This is a genomic window from Streptomyces sp. E2N166 (genome assembly GCF_003671715.1).
GTDB classification, from domain to species: Bacteria; Actinomycetota; Actinomycetes; order Streptomycetales; family Streptomycetaceae; genus Streptomyces; species Streptomyces thinghirensis.
In genome coordinates this window covers 1204512-1219532 of sequence record NZ_RAIF01000032.1, presented here as the reverse complement: position 1 = coordinate 1219532, position 15021 = coordinate 1204512, and the positions used below count along the sequence as shown (strand labels likewise).

Below are 15021 nucleotides of genomic sequence, written 5' to 3'. Positions count from 1 at the left end.
CGGCGTACCCGGCCCTCTCGAGCAGGTCGACGAGCCAGAACGCGGCCCGCAGGTCACCCGCCCCGAAGCGCAGGTCCTGGTCGTACTTGATACCCGACTGGCCGTTGAGGTCGATGTGGAAGAGCTTGCCCGCCCACAGCGCCTGCGCGATGCCGTGCGGGAAGTTCAGCCCCGCCATCTGCTCGTGGCCGACCTCCGGGTTCACGCCGTACAGCTCCGGCCGCTCCAGCCGCTCGATGAACGCCAGCGCATGCCCCACCGTCGGCAGGAGGATGTCACCGCGGGGCTCGTTCGGCTTGGGCTCGATCGCGAACTTCAGGTCGTAGCCCTGCTCGGTGACGTACTCGCCCAGCAGGTCGAAGGCCTCCTTCATCCGGTCCAGGGCGTCCCGTACGTCCTTGGCCGCACCGGACTCCGCGCCCTCCCGGCCGCCCCAGGCGACGTACACGCTCGCGCCCAGCTCCACCGCGAGATCGATGTTGCGGATCGTCTTGCGCAGCGCGTACCGGCGCACATCCCGGTCGTTCGCCGTGAACGCGCCGTCCTTGAACACCGGATGCGTGAACAGGTTGGTCGTCGCCATCGGCACCTTCATGCCGGTCGCGTCCAATGCCTGCCGGAACCGCTTGACGTGTGCCTCGCGCTCAGTGTCGCTCGACCCGAACGGGATCAGGTCGTCGTCGTGGAACGTGACCCCGTACGCGCCCAGCTCGGCCAGACGGCGCACCGACTCCGTCGGGTCCAACGCGCGCCGGGTGGCGTCACCGAAGGGGTCCCGGCCCTGCCAGCCGACCGTCCACAAACCGAACGTGAACCTGTCCTCGGGAGTGGGCTGGTAGTTCATTCCGCGGCTCCTCACTCGCTGCCGATCAATCGCTGCCGACTATTTCGTCATGGCGCTTTACAAATTAGTATGCACACACGGTCCTGGGAAGGGACAAGGTGTCCCCGAAGGAGTGACGTCCGGGTCACGAAGGCCGGAGGAACCACGAAGTCCCTGCTCAGTGCAGGTCCGTCCAGGCAGCCCAGCAGGCCGAACAGTCCAAGCAGTCCAGTCAGATCCCGCAGAGCCGCGGAAGAGGGAGTAGCCCGATGTCAGCAGCCGAGGGTCCGCTCGTCGTCGGCGTGGACACGTCCACCCAGTCCACCAAGGCGCTGGTCGTCGACGCGGCCACCGGCCAGGTCGTCGCGAGCGGTCAGGCGCCCCACACCGTGTCCTTCGGAGCCGGCCGCGAGAGCGATCCGCGCCAGTGGTGGGACGCGCTCCAGGACGCCCTGCACCAGTGCGGTGACGCCGCGCGGGAGGCCGCCGCGGTGTCCATCGGCGGGCAGCAGCACGGACTCGTCACACTGGACGCCCAGGGCGCGCCGGTGCGCCCGGCCCTGTTGTGGAACGACGTGCGCTCGGCCCCGCAGGCCCGCCGTCTGATCGAGGAGCTGGGCGGCCCCAAGGCCTGGGCGGAGCGCACGGGCAGCGTGCCCAGCGCCTCGTTCACGGTCACCAAGTGGGCCTGGCTGGCAGAGCATGAGCCGGAGGCGGCCCGCGCGGCGAAGGCCGTACGCCTTCCGCACGACTACCTCACCGAGCGGCTCACCGGCGAGGGCACCACCGACCGCGGCGACGCGTCCGGCACCGGCTGGTGGGCGTCCGGCACGGAGGCGTACGACGAAGAGATCCTCGCGCGCGTGGGGCTCGATCCGGCGCTGCTGCCCCGGGTGGTCCGGCCCGGCGAGGTGGCCGGCACCGTGCGCGACGGCCACGGCCTGCCGTTCTCCAAGGGCACCCTGGTCGCCGCCGGCACCGGCGACAACGCGGCCGCCGCGCTGGGCCTCGGGCTGCGTCCCGGCGTGCCGGTGATGAGCCTCGGCACGTCCGGCACCGCGTACGCCGTGTCGCGCCGACGGCCCGCCGACCCGACCGGCACGGTGGCGGGCTTCGCCGACGCACGCGGCGACTGGCTTCCGCTGGCCTGCACCCTCAACTGCACGCTCGCCGTCGACCGGGTCGCGGCCCTGCTGGGCCTGGACCGGGAAGCCGTCGAACCCGGCACCGACGTCACGCTCCTGCCCTACCTGGACGGCGAGCGCACCCCGAACCTGCCGCACTCCTCGGGCCTGCTGCACGGGCTGCGCCACGACACGACCGCCGGTCAGCTGCTCCAGGCCGCGTACGACGGCGCCGTACACTCGCTGCTCGGCGCGCTCGACCTGGTTCTCGAGACCGACGCGGACCCGTCCGCACCGCTGCTGCTGATCGGCGGCGGCGCGCGCGGGACCGCCTGGCAGCAGACGGTACGACGGTTGTCGGGGCGCCCTGTCCAGATCCCCGACGCCAAGGAACTGGTCGCACTCGGCGCCGCGGCGCAGGCCGCCGGCCTGCTGACCGGCGAGGACCCGGCAGCGGTCGCCCGGCGCTGGAACACTGCCGCCGGACCGGTGCTCGACGCCGTGGAACGGGACGAGGCGACGCTGACCCGGATCACCGGGGTACTCTCCGACGCGGCACCGCTGCTGGAACGGAACGCGGACTCACACTGAGGACGCGTTCCCGCGGCCTCGACCGCCTTGCCGGAGGGCGTCCCGGAGACAAGCGACCTCCGCCGGGCACGTGAGCGAAGACCGGATCGGCCGAAGAGCTGGCAAGGACTGATCGACCGAAGACCGACCGAGGACTGACGGAGGCATGAGCGCACCGCCGCACGAAACGCACCCGGCCCGCCCCGGGCGCGCGCTGCCGGACACTCAGCAGGGGATGCGCCGCCGCAACCTCGCCCGGGTGATGCACACCGTCAGCGCCGAGGGTCCGCTGTCCCGGGCCGCCGTCGCCTCACGGATCGGGCTGACGCGTGCGGCGGTGTCGACCCTCGTGGACGAACTCGTCCGCTCCGGCCTGCTGGAGGAGCTGGGCCCCGAGCGCCCCGGCCGGGTGGGGCGGCCCGGGTCGGCGCTGGCCGTCAGCGCGCACGGCCCGGCCGGCATCGGAGCGGAGGTCGGTGTCGACCACCTCGCTGTCTGCGCGGTCGACCTGCGCGGCCGGGTGCGGTCGCGTGTCGTGCGGTACGGGAGCAACCGGGGCCGATCGCCGGAGCCGGTACTCGAGCAGCTCACGGTTCTGGTGCGGCAGGTCGTCGCGGAGGTGGAGGCCGAGGGGCTGTGGCCGGCCGGGCTCGCGGTGGCCGTGCCGGGTCTCGTGGCGCGAGACGCCAGGACCGTCGTACGCGCTCCGAACCTGGACTGGCACGACGCGGACCTCGGCGCGCTGCTGCCCGGGGTCCTGCCGCTGACCGTGGCCAACGAGGCGAACTTCGGCGCGCTCGCCGAGCTCTGGCTGGGTGACGGCACCCCACGGGACTTTCTGCACGTCTCGGCCGAGATCGGCATCGGCGCGGCCGTGGTCGTCGACGGGCGGCTGCTGCGCGGTACCCGCGGATTCGCCGGCGAACTGGGTCATGTGCCGGTCCGTCCCGACGGCCCGGAGTGCGCCTGCGGCGGGCGGGGCTGCCTGGAGCAGTACGCCGGCGAGAAGGCGGTACTGCGCGCGGCCGGCGTGGAGCCGGGCGAGGATCGCGTCGGACTGCTCGCGGGGCGTGCCGCGGCGGGCGACGAGGCGGTACGGCGTGCCCTGCACGAGGCGGGTACGGCGCTCGGCATCGCGCTGACCGGGGCGGTCAACCTGCTCGACCCCGAGGGCGTGGTGCTGGGCGGCGCGCTGGCCGGACTCGCGCCCTGGCTGCTGCCGTCGCTGCGGGACGAGCTGGCCCGGCGCACGGCAGGTCCGGTCTGCCCGGTCTCCGTGTCGGACCTGGGACCGCAGGGTCCTCTTCTCGGCGCCGCGCACTCGGTGATGCGGGCCGTCCTGGACGACCCGACGGTGGTGGCGGAGCGAGCCTGAACCCGACTCGGTGACGGCCGCGGCGTTGGACAGCGGTGGTATCCGGCAGTCGCAGCGGCAGGGACAACGGCAGGCGCTTCCGCAGCGGCAGGGACAGCGGAAGGCAAGGCAGCACCGACCCGGGCCGGGGACCTTCCGAGGCCCTTGCTCCACTCCCGCGCCACTCGTTCGAGTGAGCGCGTTGTCCACAAGGCGGGGGCTGTCCACGGAACGGCGCGGCGCCCTTCTGCGCAACCGCCTCTGACCGTACGGTGATTCACGCGGACGCACCTCGCACGGACGGCGTCGCAGGTCCGCGTCAGCGTTCATCAGCGTTCCCTTCTCAGCCACGTCGCACGGCTGAGCCCCCCACACACACGGGCCCGAGGGCCCCACCGACGAAAGGGCAGTCCCATGGAAAGGGAAAGGACAGCACCGGTTCCGACCAGGCGGCGGCTCCTGATGGGCGCCGCGCTCGCCACCGTCCCGTATGCGCTGCTGTCCGGCACACGGGCCGCCGCACAGCCCCGGGCCGTCGACCACCCCTCCGCCGAATGGCAGCCGGCGAGCACGTCCAACTACACCCGGTCGAGCCGCCCCACGGCCTATCCCGTCGACCACGTGGTCATCCACGTCACGCAGGAGACGTACGCCGACACCCTCTCCATCTTCCGCGACCCCGAGAGGCAGGTGTCCGCGCACTATGTCGTCCGGTCCTCCGACGGGCATGTGGCGCAGTGCGTCCGCGAGGCGGACATCGCCTGGCACGCGGGGAACTGGGACTACAACACCCGCAGCATCGGCATCGAACACGAGGGCTGGGTGGACCGGCCCGAGTACTTCACCAACGCCATGTACGAACAGTCCGCCCGGCTCACCGCGGCGATCTGCACGACGTACGGCATCCCCAAGGACCGCGAACACATCATCGCGCACCACGAGGTACCGGGCAGCGACCACACGGACCCGGGGCCCCTGTGGGACTGGACCCGCTACATCAGACTGGTCAACTTCGCCTGAATCTCGACGGACCGCCGGGCCCCGGCGATCCGGCTGGTCGAAGTGGTTGTCCACGCGTATGGGCGGAGTGACGATGTCCCCGAGCGCATCGCCGTCAGCAGCACCGTCCGGGGAGGCCGAGTTGACTGATGCATGGCTGGCTCTGGAACCGGGGGCCGACCCCGTCGAGCGTGCCCGGACGCTGCGGCGCGCGCACGAGACGTTCACCGAGGCCGGAACGGTGCCGCGGCCCGTGCGTGACGTGGTGGCGGAGTCGTGGCGGCGGTCGGTCCGGGCAGGCGTCGGCCCCGACGGCACGGCGAGGGTGGAACTCATGGACGGCGACCTCGGCGCCTACCGGGCCGAGCATCCGCTGGCGCGGGTGATGCCGCTGGTCCGGGAACTCCTGGGCACCTTCGCCACCGACGGCGAGCATCTGCTCGCCGTGTGCGACGCGCACGGCAGGCTGCTGTGGGTCGAGGGACATCCGGCCACCCGTCGCCGGGCGGGACGGATGAACTTCGTGCCCGGTGCCAGGTGGGCGGAGTCCGCGGTGGGGACGAACGCGCCGGGCACGGCGGTGGCCGTCGGGCGGCCGGTGCAGGTCTTCGCCGCCGAGCACTTCATACGGCGGGTCCAGCCGTGGACCTGTGCGGCGGCTCCGGTGCACGACCCCCGCACCGGGCGCGTACTCGGCGCCGTGGACATCACCGGCGGGGACGGACTGGCGCATCCGCACAGTCTGGGCTTCGTCCAGGCGGTCGCGCGTGCCGCCGAGTCGCAGCTGGCGCTGCTCGCCCCGGAGCGGCCGCCGGCCGACTCGGCCGAGCTGACCGCGTTGGGCCGCGACGAGGCGCTGCTGAGCGCGGACGGCCGCCGAGTCCGGCTGAGCCGACGGCACAGCGAGATCGTCGTACTGCTGGCCCATCACCCCGAAGGCCTGACCGGCGACGAGCTGCTGTGCGCGCTGTACGAGGACGAGACGGTCCCGCCGGTGACCCTGCGCGCCGAACTGGCCCGGCTGCGCGGACTCCTGGGACCCGGCCGGCTCGCGTCCCGGCCGTACCGGCTCGCCATGCCTGTCGAGTCCGACGCCAGCGTCGTCGAGCGTCGTCTGCGGGCCGGCGCGGTCACGGCCGCCGCCGCGGCGTACGCCGGTCCGCTGCTGCCCGGCTCCCAGGCTCCGGCGGTGGTACGGCTCAGGCGCCGGATCGCCGACGGTGTGCGCGCGGCACTGATCTCCGGCCGCGATCCCGACCTGCTGGCCGACTGGGCGCACGCGCCGTGGGGCGAGGACGATGCGGACGTGTGGCGCGCACTGGTCGCGGTCCGGCCGACGGCGGCGGCCCGGTCCCGGCTCGCCGCGCTGGAGTCCGAACTGGCGGCGCCGAACGCGTGGTGACCACCCACCCCTGAGCGGCGGGCACAGGGCCCTTCGGCCGCGCGCACGCGCAACGTCCCTGCAACGTCCGACTCCCTAACCTCGCGCACGGAGCTGTCCAACGGCGGGCAGCGCTCGATGAGGAGGCAGACAGGATGACCCGTTACGCGGCGCCCGGCACCGAGGGCGCGATCGTCTCCTATCAGTCGCGCTACGACCACTTCATCGGCGGCGAGTACGTGCCACCCGTGCGCGGGCAGTACTTCGAGAACCCGTCACCGGTGAACGGTCAGCCATTCACGGAGGTCGCGCGCGGTACGGCGGAGGATGTGGAGCGGGCGCTCGACGCCGCGCACGAGGCCGCCCCGGGCTGGGGCCGCACCTCGGTGACCGAGCGTTCCGACCTCCTGTTGAAGATCGCCGATCGCATGGAGTCGAACCTGGAGCGGCTGGCGGTCGCCGAGAGCTGGGAGAACGGAAAGCCGGTGCGCGAGACGCTGGCCGCCGACATCCCGCTCGCCATCGACCACTTCCGCTACTTCGCGGGCGCGATCCGCGCCCAGGAGGGTTCGCTGGGCGAGGTCGACGACGACACCGTGGCGTACCACTTCCACGAGCCGCTGGGTGTCGTCGCGCAGATCATCCCGTGGAACTTCCCGATCCTCATGGCGACCTGGAAGCTCGCCCCGGCACTGGCCGCCGGCAACGCCGTGGTCCTGAAACCCGCCGAGCAGACCCCGGCTTCCATCCACTACTGGCTGAGCCTGGTCGCGGACCTGTTGCCGCCTGGTGTCCTGAACGTCGTCAACGGCTTCGGCGCGGAGGCGGGCAGGCCGCTCGCGTCCAGCCCGCGGGTGGCGAAGGTGGCGTTCACCGGGGAGACCACCACGGGGCGGCTGATCATGCAGTACGCCTCGGAGAACATCAAGCCGGTCACACTGGAGCTGGGCGGCAAGTCACCGAACATCTTCTTCGACGACGTCTGGTCCCAGGACGACGACTTCCGCGACAAGGCGCTCGAAGGCTTCACGATGTTCGCGCTCAATCAGGGTGAGGTGTGCACCTGCCCGTCCCGGGCGCTGGTCCAGCGCGGCACCTACGCCGAATTCATGGAGGCCGCCGTCGCCCGCACCGAGCTGATCAGGCCGGGCCACCCCCTGGACACCGACACGATGATCGGCGCACAGTCGTCCAACGACCAGCTGGAAAAGATCCTCTCCTACCTGGACATCGGCCGGCAGGAGGGCGCCAAGGTGCTCACCGGTGGCGAACGCATCGAGCACGAAGGCGAGTTGAAGGGCGGCTACTACGTCCAGCCGACCATCTTCGAGGGCCACAACCGTATGCGGATCTTCCAGGAGGAGATCTTCGGTCCGGTCGTGTCGGTCACGCCCTTCAACGACTTGGACGACGCGATCAAGACCGCCAACGACACCCTGTACGGCCTCGGCGCCGGGGTGTGGACCCGCGACTTGAACACTGCCTACCGCGCCGGCCGCGCGATCCAGGCAGGGCGAGTCTGGACGAACTGCTACCACGCGTACCCGGCGCACGCCGCCTTCGGCGGCTACAAGCAGTCGGGGATCGGCCGGGAGAACCACAAGATGATGCTGGAGCACTACCAGCAGACGAAGAACCTTCTGGTGTCCTACTCGCCGAAGAAACTGGGCTTCTTCTAGACGCCAAAAAAGGGCGCCTGACCAGGTATTTCACCTGACAGGCGCCCTTCCCGGCGCGCATCTAAGCCACGGGGTGAAGTGCAGAGTAACTCCCGATATGTCCCACTGCTATCCCACCTCTGACCAGCTGCTCCGGGGCATTTCCGGGCCAAGGCCCGGTTCATGCGTCCTCTGCGCTGCCGTCCTGCCCCTCCCACCTTCGCATCGACTCCTCGATCAGGCTGTTGGCATGGTTCCGCGCCTCGGCCAGAAACTTGGCGTAGTAGCGGAAGAGAACCTGGATGCTTTGTCCGGCGCGGCGCGCGCACTCTGCCGGGTCGACACCGGAGGCAAGCCAGAATGAGATCCCTGCGTGGCGCAGGTCGTAGGGGCGTTTCGCAAGCTCAAGAGCGTGTTCATCGAGAGTCAGTGCGGCCTCACGCGCGCGTCCCCATGTGATGCCGTACGCGGAAGGATCGACGTAGTTTCCCGCTGCATTGCGAAACAGACGTCCATCGGGCGCGACACCGAAACTCTCTATGTGCTCGCGCAGCATGCTCACCAGCACAGGCGGGATGGGCACGGGCCTCGTCGCCTTGGCCGCCCGTCGCTTCAGTGAGTGGACCTCGTGAACGGCACCGTCATTCGTCCACTCCTTCCCCGCCATGACCACCCCTCCCTTCAGGTTGAGGAGCCCCCATCCGCTCACTGGCAGTCGGCACTGAGACTTCTGCAAGTGAATAACCTCAGCAGGACGCATCGCGGCGTAGTACATACACCCGAAAAAGGCGTACAGGTGTGGGCCTCGACCGGGCAGCGCCCTGACCGCAGCAAGCAGGCGGCCCACCTGCGCCGGATTGGGCACGCAGTCCGGATCGACTTCGTCGGCAACTTCCGGCGCAGACCACCGCAAGCCGCTCAGCGGGTTCTGGGTGAAGTACCCACGTTCCACCGCAACCCCGAACACCTCGTTGACGGCAGCTTTCTTGCGCTTCACGGTCTTCGCTGCAGCTGCTGCCCCATCGACCTTGCGGCACAAAGCGTCGAGCCCCCGGCGCAGAACATCGGGCTCCGCCAACTCGCTCACGGGCAGCGAATGGCGCTGCAGCCAATCCAGTGCTGCCTGCCACTCCTCGGGCGGATCCTCCCTCCAGGCTTTTTTGTTGAAAGCCCATGAATACAGTGCCCTCCGCAGTTCACGAGGTGCCCGGGACATGTGCTCTGGCTCGACGAAGGCTGGAGTGATGGTCGCGAGAGCGTCGGCAAGCGTTCGACGTGTAGTTCCCGGCGTACGGTCCCAACGCTGCTCGATGTACTCCTGCGCCAGGACATACCAGGTGGTGCGCTGTTTCAGGGCCCGGAGCTCGGAGGCCGGCAGGCCCGTCCTTGTGTCGAACGGCTCGCCGTCGCGCGCGGCAGTCACGAGTTTGGAACGTCGGCTCTCCGCAAGCCCCTTCGTGAGAAAGGTTGTGTCCGGTGACAATCCGCACGCCGCGCAGCCGGTCGTATCGGCCCCGCCGCTGTGCGCGGCGGATCGCCTCCGCCCGTGAACCTTCCAGGGGATCCGCGTAGCCTTCCACCGACTGCAGCACGCGTCGCGGGATCCAGTACTTTCGGCCTTCTTCACCACCCTTGATGCACTTCGCGGCCAGCCACGCCTCGCCCATCCGCTCTGCGCCTGAAGCGGGGAGTTCGACATCCAGGACACTGGCCCACTCCCGAACTCGCAGGCCCGTGCCGTAGAGACCGTCGAGGAAGGCGCAGTCGCGGTCCTTGTTGAACCCCCGCCATCCGTCCCGACGCAGACCATCGAAGTCGAATCCGCGCAGACCGATATTCCGCCACTGCTCCAGCGCAGCCCGCAGCAACCACTTCACTTGGCGGCGCCTCGAGCCCGCTGGTCGCAGCGGATCCCGGCGCTGCTGCGTGTAACCCGGTCTGGGCCTCCAGCCGGCTTCGTCCGAGTCGTCCGCCTGGACGGTCGGCACCGGGTTGAAGATTCCGTAGCGCGAACTCGCCCAGGTGTAAGAGGAGTTCAAGGCGGCACGATCCGTATCGAACGAAGTCGGCCGGATTCGTTCATCATTGCGCAGGTCCGTGATTCGCCAGTCCTTGAACGCTTCGACATCGCGTACGCTCGCGGAGTCCCACGAACTGCCGATGGCATCCAGGAAGTCCAGCCACACGATCAGCGCGTACGCATACCGACGCCAGGTGCTTGCTTCGTGTGTCGCCATACGCCCCGTACGGAAGAACAGGTTGATGCGAGGGTCCGGCCGACCTGACGGAGAGATGATCACAGGGGTTCCGTGGCGTGCACCGTTGCGGGCCGCTCTGGCGAGCAGATCACCGAACCTCAGAATGTCGGGATCATCGGTAGGTGGGGGCGGGACGGTGAAGTCATAGAAGTCCACACTCCAGTGCTCCAGTACGTTCATACGTCCCCCCTGAGACAGCCTGAACCGACAACTCAGAGGAGCCTAGAGAATGGCCGGCCACTGCGAGCAGGAGAACGCCATCGACTGCCTGATCAGGGAGGCAAAGGAGGAAGCCGGGCTGCACATCGAGCGCCAGGACGTCGAACTCGTCCACGTCGTCCACCACATCGGTCAGCCCAGGAACCCGCCCCGCATGGGCCTGTTCTTCCGCGCCCGTACCTGGGGTGGCGAGCCGGTGCTGCGCGAGCCGGACAAGTGCACCCAGTGGAAGTTCTGGGATCCCGCCGCCCTTCCCGACGACCTCGTCCCCTATACCCGACTGTCAATCGCGAAGATCCAGAACGGCGAGCTGTACAGCGAGACGGGCTGGCCCGCGTGACCCGCACCCCGAGCGGCGCGCACCGCCGTGCGTCCGCCACAACTGCGGCCGGCCGTCAGGACACCCGCCTCGTGGTGATCCGCGGCAACTCGGCGTCAGGCAAGTCAAGCGTGGCTCAGGGCCTGCGAGATCACTACGGCCGCGGTATCGCGATCGTCGGCCAGGACGTGATCCGCCGGAACGTGCTCAGGGAACACGACACCGCACGCGGCGCCAACATCGCCCTGCTGGGCAGGATCGCTCGCGAAGCCCTGGACGCCGGCTTCCACGTGGTGCTCGAAGGGATTCTGTACGCCGACCGCTACAGCCACATGGTCACGTCTCTGGTACGGGACCATCGTGGCTCCTCCCACTGCTACTACCTGGACGTGCCGCTGGAGGCGACGTTGGTCCGGCACGCCTCGAAGGCGGATGCCGCGTACCTGGAGCATGTCACCGACAACCATCTCACTTCCTGGTACCGCGAGCTGGATCTGCTGCCCGGCGGCCTGGAGACCGTGATCCCGGCCGACAGCACGTTGCAGGACACCATCGCGGGCATCCTGCGCGAGACCGACCTGGCCTCTGCCTCCCCCGTCCGGCCGCCGCAGTACACGTCGTCCCAGGGGGATGCGATGAACCCTCCGGTGTTGATGTCCGATCCGCGGGTCGCCGCGATCCCGGTGCACGAGGGCGGGGAACCCCTCGTCGACGTGCGAGACCACGGATTCCGCGTCGACCCCCGCAAGCAGGATCCTCTGGGTGCGTTCGCCCACGTCCGCGAGGGTGTCCTGGCCCGCCTCAAGCAGGCCCGCTCGCTCCTGCCCGCCGGCACCGACCTCCTGTTCGTCGAGGGCTACCGGCCGCTCGCACTCCAGCAGCGCTACTTCACCGAGTACCGCGACGAGCTGGCCGCCACCCACCCTGACTGGACCGCCGAGGAGCTGCACCAGAACGCCAGCCGGTACGTGTCACCACCGGAGATCGCACCCCACTCCGCGGGCGCGGCCGCGGACGTGACCCTCGTCGACCAGGACGGCCATGAACTGGACCTCGGCACCCGCGTCAACGCCTCCCCGGAGGAAAGCGACGGGGCCTGCTTGACGCACGCCACGAACATCAGCGACCGTACGCGCCACCACCGCACGCTGCTGCTCAACGCGATGGAGAGCGCCGGCTTCACGAACTACGGAACCGAGTTCTGGCACTTCTCGGCAGCGGACCGGTACGACGCGCTGATGCGGCAGGAGCCGCACGCGCGCTACGGACCGATCGAACTGGCCCAGCCCGCCGGCACCCCGACACAGGAGCGCGGCCACCACACCTGGCCCGGTTACGACGGCCAGACCGGCAACAGACGGAAAGCATCGAACGGAGACACGTGTGCCTGACGACACCCAACAGACGATCCCGGCCATCCCGAGCCCGACGGGCGGAGACGGACCGCAGGAGCACCACATGCACCTGCTCGGGCGGTACTACCGCCAAGTGGAGGCAGGCCGCAAGACGATCGAGGTCAGGACAGCAACCCCGAACAAGCGGACCGTCGCCGCCCACCTCGTCACCCACACCTGACCCAGCATGCCCGCCGAACAGACGCCCTGCCCGTCGAACGAGCTGTAACTGACCGCTCCCAGCACCCTTATCGAGGTAGACAGTGAGCACGCAGGACCGCATCCGGCTCATGCTGTGGAATCTGGAGCGTGACGGAGGCCCGGAGCCCCGACCCGGCGTCCTGCCGACACGGTGGCGCCAGGGCTACGAGGAGGTCCTGAAGCCACAGCGGCCAGATTGGCTGGCCATGCCGGAACTCAAGTACTCACAGGCCCGACCAGACGTGCCACCGGCGGAGAAGCACGCGGCGAAGCGCCATTTCACGGCCGCACAGCAGATCCTCGGTATGCGCGGCTTCCGTGCCGCAGTAGGGCAGCGCACCAGTCCCACCAGTGTGTTCATGCGCGAGGCCGTCTTTCCCTCTGCCCGCCAGCGTCACCACCCCGTCGGCCACGGTGCACCGCCCACCCACGTCGAACTGCGGACCCCCGAGGCCCCGAACGTGCCCATAATCACCGCCCCTTTCCACAACGACTGCCGCTCCGGCGCACCGAGGGCGGTCCCAGGCCAGCCGCCACTTCGTACCCCAACACCCCCTCCGAGCGTCAGCAAGTGTTGTACCGGGTGGTGTGCGGAGGGTACGACGACTCGTGTGTTCCGTCAGCTGTCCACCGGGCTTGGGATCGCCGTCGCCCTCTGGGGACCGGGTCGGGGTGGACCGAACCATGTGGTGAGAGCGGTCCGGAGCGCGGCGGTGTCGGGGACACTGTCCGCCCCGGCCGCCCAGGCCACATGTCCGTCGGGACGGATGAGCAGGGCACCGGGAGCCGGGATGCCGTCGTGGGACGGGACGGCCCAGTACGCGTCCTCGCACCGCGCCTCGACGACGTCGACGCGGTCGGCCCAGTCCCGAGCGGCCGCGCCCAGGTCGGTGTTGCCTCGCAAGTCGAGCAGAACTGGGCGGGCGGCGTGCAGCAGCTCGTAGACGCGCGTGGCACCCTCGGGCGTCTTCAGGCGGGCGTCCGGCACCCGACGGCCCGCCAGCGGGTGACGGTCCTCGACCGGATACCGGATGTCCATGGCGGTGAGCATGTCACGCAGCCGCCGGTTGACGTCGTCGTAGACCAGCAGTGAGGCGAACACCTCGCGCAGTGCGTCGGTCTGGGCACCCGGGCGGGTCAGGGCTGCCTGCGCCCGGGTGTTCTGCAGGACCCGCTCCCCCACGGGATGGCGTTCGGCGTGGTAGGTGTCGAGCAGGCTCTGCGGTGCGCTGCCGTGCACCACCGAGGCGAGCTTCCAGCCCAGGTTGACCGCGTCCTGCACTCCGGTGTTCAGGCCCTGCCCGCCGGCCGGGAAGTGGATGTGCGCCGCGTCGCCCGCGAGCAGGACCCGGCCCGCCCGGTAACGGGCGGCCTGCCGCGCGGCGTCCCCGAACCGGGAGATCCACCGCGGATTGCGCATCCCGTAGTCGGTGCCTGCCAGCTTGATCAACGACTGTCGGAGCTGCTCGAACGTGGCGGGTTCGTCGCGGTCCGCGACCCGGTCGTAGTCGGACGTGATCACTCGGTACCAGCCCGGCTCGAAGGGGATCGCCGAGTACTCGCCGGTCGCGCAGCGCCTCGCCCAGACGTACTCCTCGGGCAGGTCGGGGAGTTCCACGTCGCCGATCATCGCGGTCATCGTCGCCGGAGTGCCGGGGAAGGCGATGCCCGCCAGTTTGCGCACCGCGCTGCGGCCGCCGTCGCAGCCCACCAGATAGCGGGCACGCAGCGGTGCGGAGGCCGCCTCCGACGTGCGCAGACCGACGGTCACGCCGTCCCCGTCCTGGTGCGCTTCGACCACCTCGGCCGACCAGCGCATTCGCACGCCGAGGTCGGTGGCCCACTCTTCCAGCAGTCGCTCAACCGCTGACTGAAGGGCCGTCAGCGGATGCGGATGCCGGGATTCCAGCCCCTCGAAGTCCAGCATGAGTCCCGAGAAATGACCGACCGGTGTCAGTTCACCGACTGCCAGGAAGCGGTCCAGGACCCCTCGCTGGTCCAGCACTTCCAGCGTGCGGCAGTGCATCCCGCCGGCCCTGGACTCCCCCGTGCGCCGCGCGAGCCGGTCCACCACCGTCACGTCGACGCCTGCCAGCCGCAGTTCGCAGGCGAGCATCAGACCCGTCGGCCCGGCGCCCGCGATCACCACGTCGGTGTCCCTGCCCTTGTGCCCCACGCCGTCTCCTCCTGCCGCTCGCGCTCCCTCCGACGTCCGCGGAGCACCACTACCGTCACGGAGGCGGATCAGACGGTCAAGACAACGCCGGGCCACACGGGGCGCGCCGCTGCCGGACGTTCTCACCGTCGGTCGCTGCTCGTCCGTGGGCCCGGCTCCCGCCTCGTTCCCTGTCCCGTCGGCGGGACGAGGCCGCGGCGGCCGAACGGACCTGGTTCCGTTGCCGACGCGGAGCGGGGTGTGCTCTATTGGTGCCGCTCACCGGGGGCGGACACGCCGGTCGGCTGCACCCTGTGTGTCCCTCCGTCGCAGGCGGTCCGGCAACCGCACGTCCCGGACCCGCGCCCACGGTCGAACACACAGGGTGGGCGCCGACGGTCGGCCGGGCATGCGTCGGTGCGCGGCATCGCCCAGGGCCCCACCGCCTTCCGAGCGCGCGTCCCTGTGAGGGTCCTGCCGCGCACCCGGCGGGACGACGGACGCGGGGCCGGACGGTGCCGTGGACGCACCGGGCCCCGCCGCCGAATCCGCCCGACGCCCGAGCA

The 15021-nt window shown here is 70.2% G+C and carries 12 protein-coding genes; 8 read left to right on the top strand and 4 right to left on the bottom strand.

What is annotated here, in order from left to right:
• A partial coding sequence (xylA, locus tag EBH09_RS32370; protein ID WP_121750398.1) for a xylose isomerase occupies positions 1 to 844 on the bottom strand: 844 nt, incomplete at its 3' end.
• Between the two features lie 248 nt (positions 845 to 1092).
• On the opposite strand from xylA, the gene xylB reads away from it, so the two are divergent.
• The 5 genes from xylB (at position 1093) to EBH09_RS32345 (ending at position 7930) form a co-directional block, all read left to right on the top strand.
• Positions 1093 to 2538: a xylulokinase gene (gene xylB, locus EBH09_RS32365; RefSeq protein ID WP_121750397.1), complete on the top strand. Its 1446-nt coding sequence runs from the start codon at positions 1093 to 1095 to the stop codon at positions 2536 to 2538.
• Positions 2539 to 2683: 145 nt separating this feature from the next.
• Entirely contained in the window at positions 2684 to 3892 is a 1209-nt protein-coding gene (locus EBH09_RS32360) for an ROK family transcriptional regulator (RefSeq protein ID WP_121750396.1), read from the top strand.
• Positions 3893 to 4285: 393 nt separating this feature from the next.
• Complete coding sequence (locus EBH09_RS32355) at positions 4286 to 4891, top strand: N-acetylmuramoyl-L-alanine amidase (protein ID WP_121750395.1); 606 nt, start codon at positions 4286 to 4288, stop codon at positions 4889 to 4891.
• A 121-nt stretch (positions 4892 to 5012) separates the two neighbouring features.
• The gene (locus tag EBH09_RS32350; protein WP_121750394.1) at positions 5013 to 6272 is read left to right on the top strand and encodes a GAF domain-containing protein; all 1260 of its coding nucleotides are present in this window, start codon (positions 5013 to 5015) and stop codon (positions 6270 to 6272) included.
• 134 nt (positions 6273 to 6406) lie between these two features.
• On the top strand, positions 6407 to 7930 hold the full coding sequence (locus EBH09_RS32345; RefSeq protein WP_121750393.1) for an aldehyde dehydrogenase family protein: 1524 nt from the start codon (positions 6407 to 6409) through the stop codon (positions 7928 to 7930).
• Between the two features lie 160 nt (positions 7931 to 8090).
• Here the strand turns inward: EBH09_RS32345 and EBH09_RS39480 are convergent, their stop codons facing one another.
• Both EBH09_RS39480 and EBH09_RS32335 read right to left on the bottom strand, forming a co-directional pair.
• Positions 8091 to 9125 (bottom strand): integrase, encoded by a 1035-nt coding sequence (locus EBH09_RS39480; protein ID WP_238697510.1) that lies wholly within the window; start codon positions 9123 to 9125, stop codon positions 8091 to 8093.
• Positions 9106 to 10347, bottom strand: a complete 1242-nt coding sequence (locus EBH09_RS32335) for a hypothetical protein (RefSeq protein WP_202977437.1) — start codon at positions 10345 to 10347, stop codon at positions 9106 to 9108. Before EBH09_RS32335 ends, EBH09_RS39480 begins: the two co-directional genes overlap by 20 nt.
• 49 nt (positions 10348 to 10396) lie before the next feature.
• Between EBH09_RS32335 and EBH09_RS32330 the strand changes: the two genes are divergently transcribed.
• From EBH09_RS32330 to EBH09_RS39475, 3 genes are all read left to right on the top strand, one after another.
• The gene (locus EBH09_RS32330) at positions 10397 to 10726 is read left to right on the top strand and encodes an NUDIX domain-containing protein (RefSeq protein ID WP_121750392.1); all 330 of its coding nucleotides are present in this window, start codon (positions 10397 to 10399) and stop codon (positions 10724 to 10726) included.
• 71 nt (positions 10727 to 10797) lie between these two features.
• On the top strand, positions 10798 to 12096 hold the full coding sequence (locus EBH09_RS32325; RefSeq protein ID WP_121750391.1) for a M15 family metallopeptidase: 1299 nt from the start codon (positions 10798 to 10800) through the stop codon (positions 12094 to 12096).
• Complete coding sequence (locus EBH09_RS39475; protein ID WP_238697508.1) at positions 12089 to 12280, top strand: hypothetical protein; 192 nt, start codon at positions 12089 to 12091, stop codon at positions 12278 to 12280. Before EBH09_RS32325 ends, EBH09_RS39475 begins: the two co-directional genes overlap by 8 nt.
• A 639-nt stretch (positions 12281 to 12919) precedes the next feature.
• On the opposite strand, the gene EBH09_RS32315 is transcribed toward EBH09_RS39475, so the two are convergent.
• Positions 12920 to 14476 carry an FAD-dependent monooxygenase gene (locus EBH09_RS32315; protein ID WP_238697507.1) on the bottom strand — a complete coding sequence of 519 codons (1557 nt, stop codon included), beginning with the start codon at positions 14474 to 14476 and terminating at the stop codon, positions 12920 to 12922.
• Positions 14477 to 15021: the final 545 nt, after the last annotated feature.

Coding starts and splice junctions, on each gene's coding strand:
- xylB (WP_121750397.1), top strand. CDS start 1,093: ATGTCAGCAGCCGAGGGTCCGCTCGTCGTCGGCGTGGACACGTCCACC.
- EBH09_RS32335 (WP_202977437.1), bottom strand. CDS start 10,347: ATGAACGTACTGGAGCACTGGAGTGTGGACTTCTATGACTTCACCGTC.
- EBH09_RS32355 (WP_121750395.1), top strand. CDS start 4,286: ATGGAAAGGGAAAGGACAGCACCGGTTCCGACCAGGCGGCGGCTCCTG.
- EBH09_RS32345 (WP_121750393.1), top strand. CDS start 6,407: ATGACCCGTTACGCGGCGCCCGGCACCGAGGGCGCGATCGTCTCCTAT.
- EBH09_RS32330 (WP_121750392.1), top strand. CDS start 10,397: ATGGCCGGCCACTGCGAGCAGGAGAACGCCATCGACTGCCTGATCAGG.
- EBH09_RS39480 (WP_238697510.1), bottom strand. CDS start 9,125: ATGTCCCGGGCACCTCGTGAACTGCGGAGGGCACTGTATTCATGGGCT.
- EBH09_RS32360 (WP_121750396.1), top strand. CDS start 2,684: ATGAGCGCACCGCCGCACGAAACGCACCCGGCCCGCCCCGGGCGCGCG.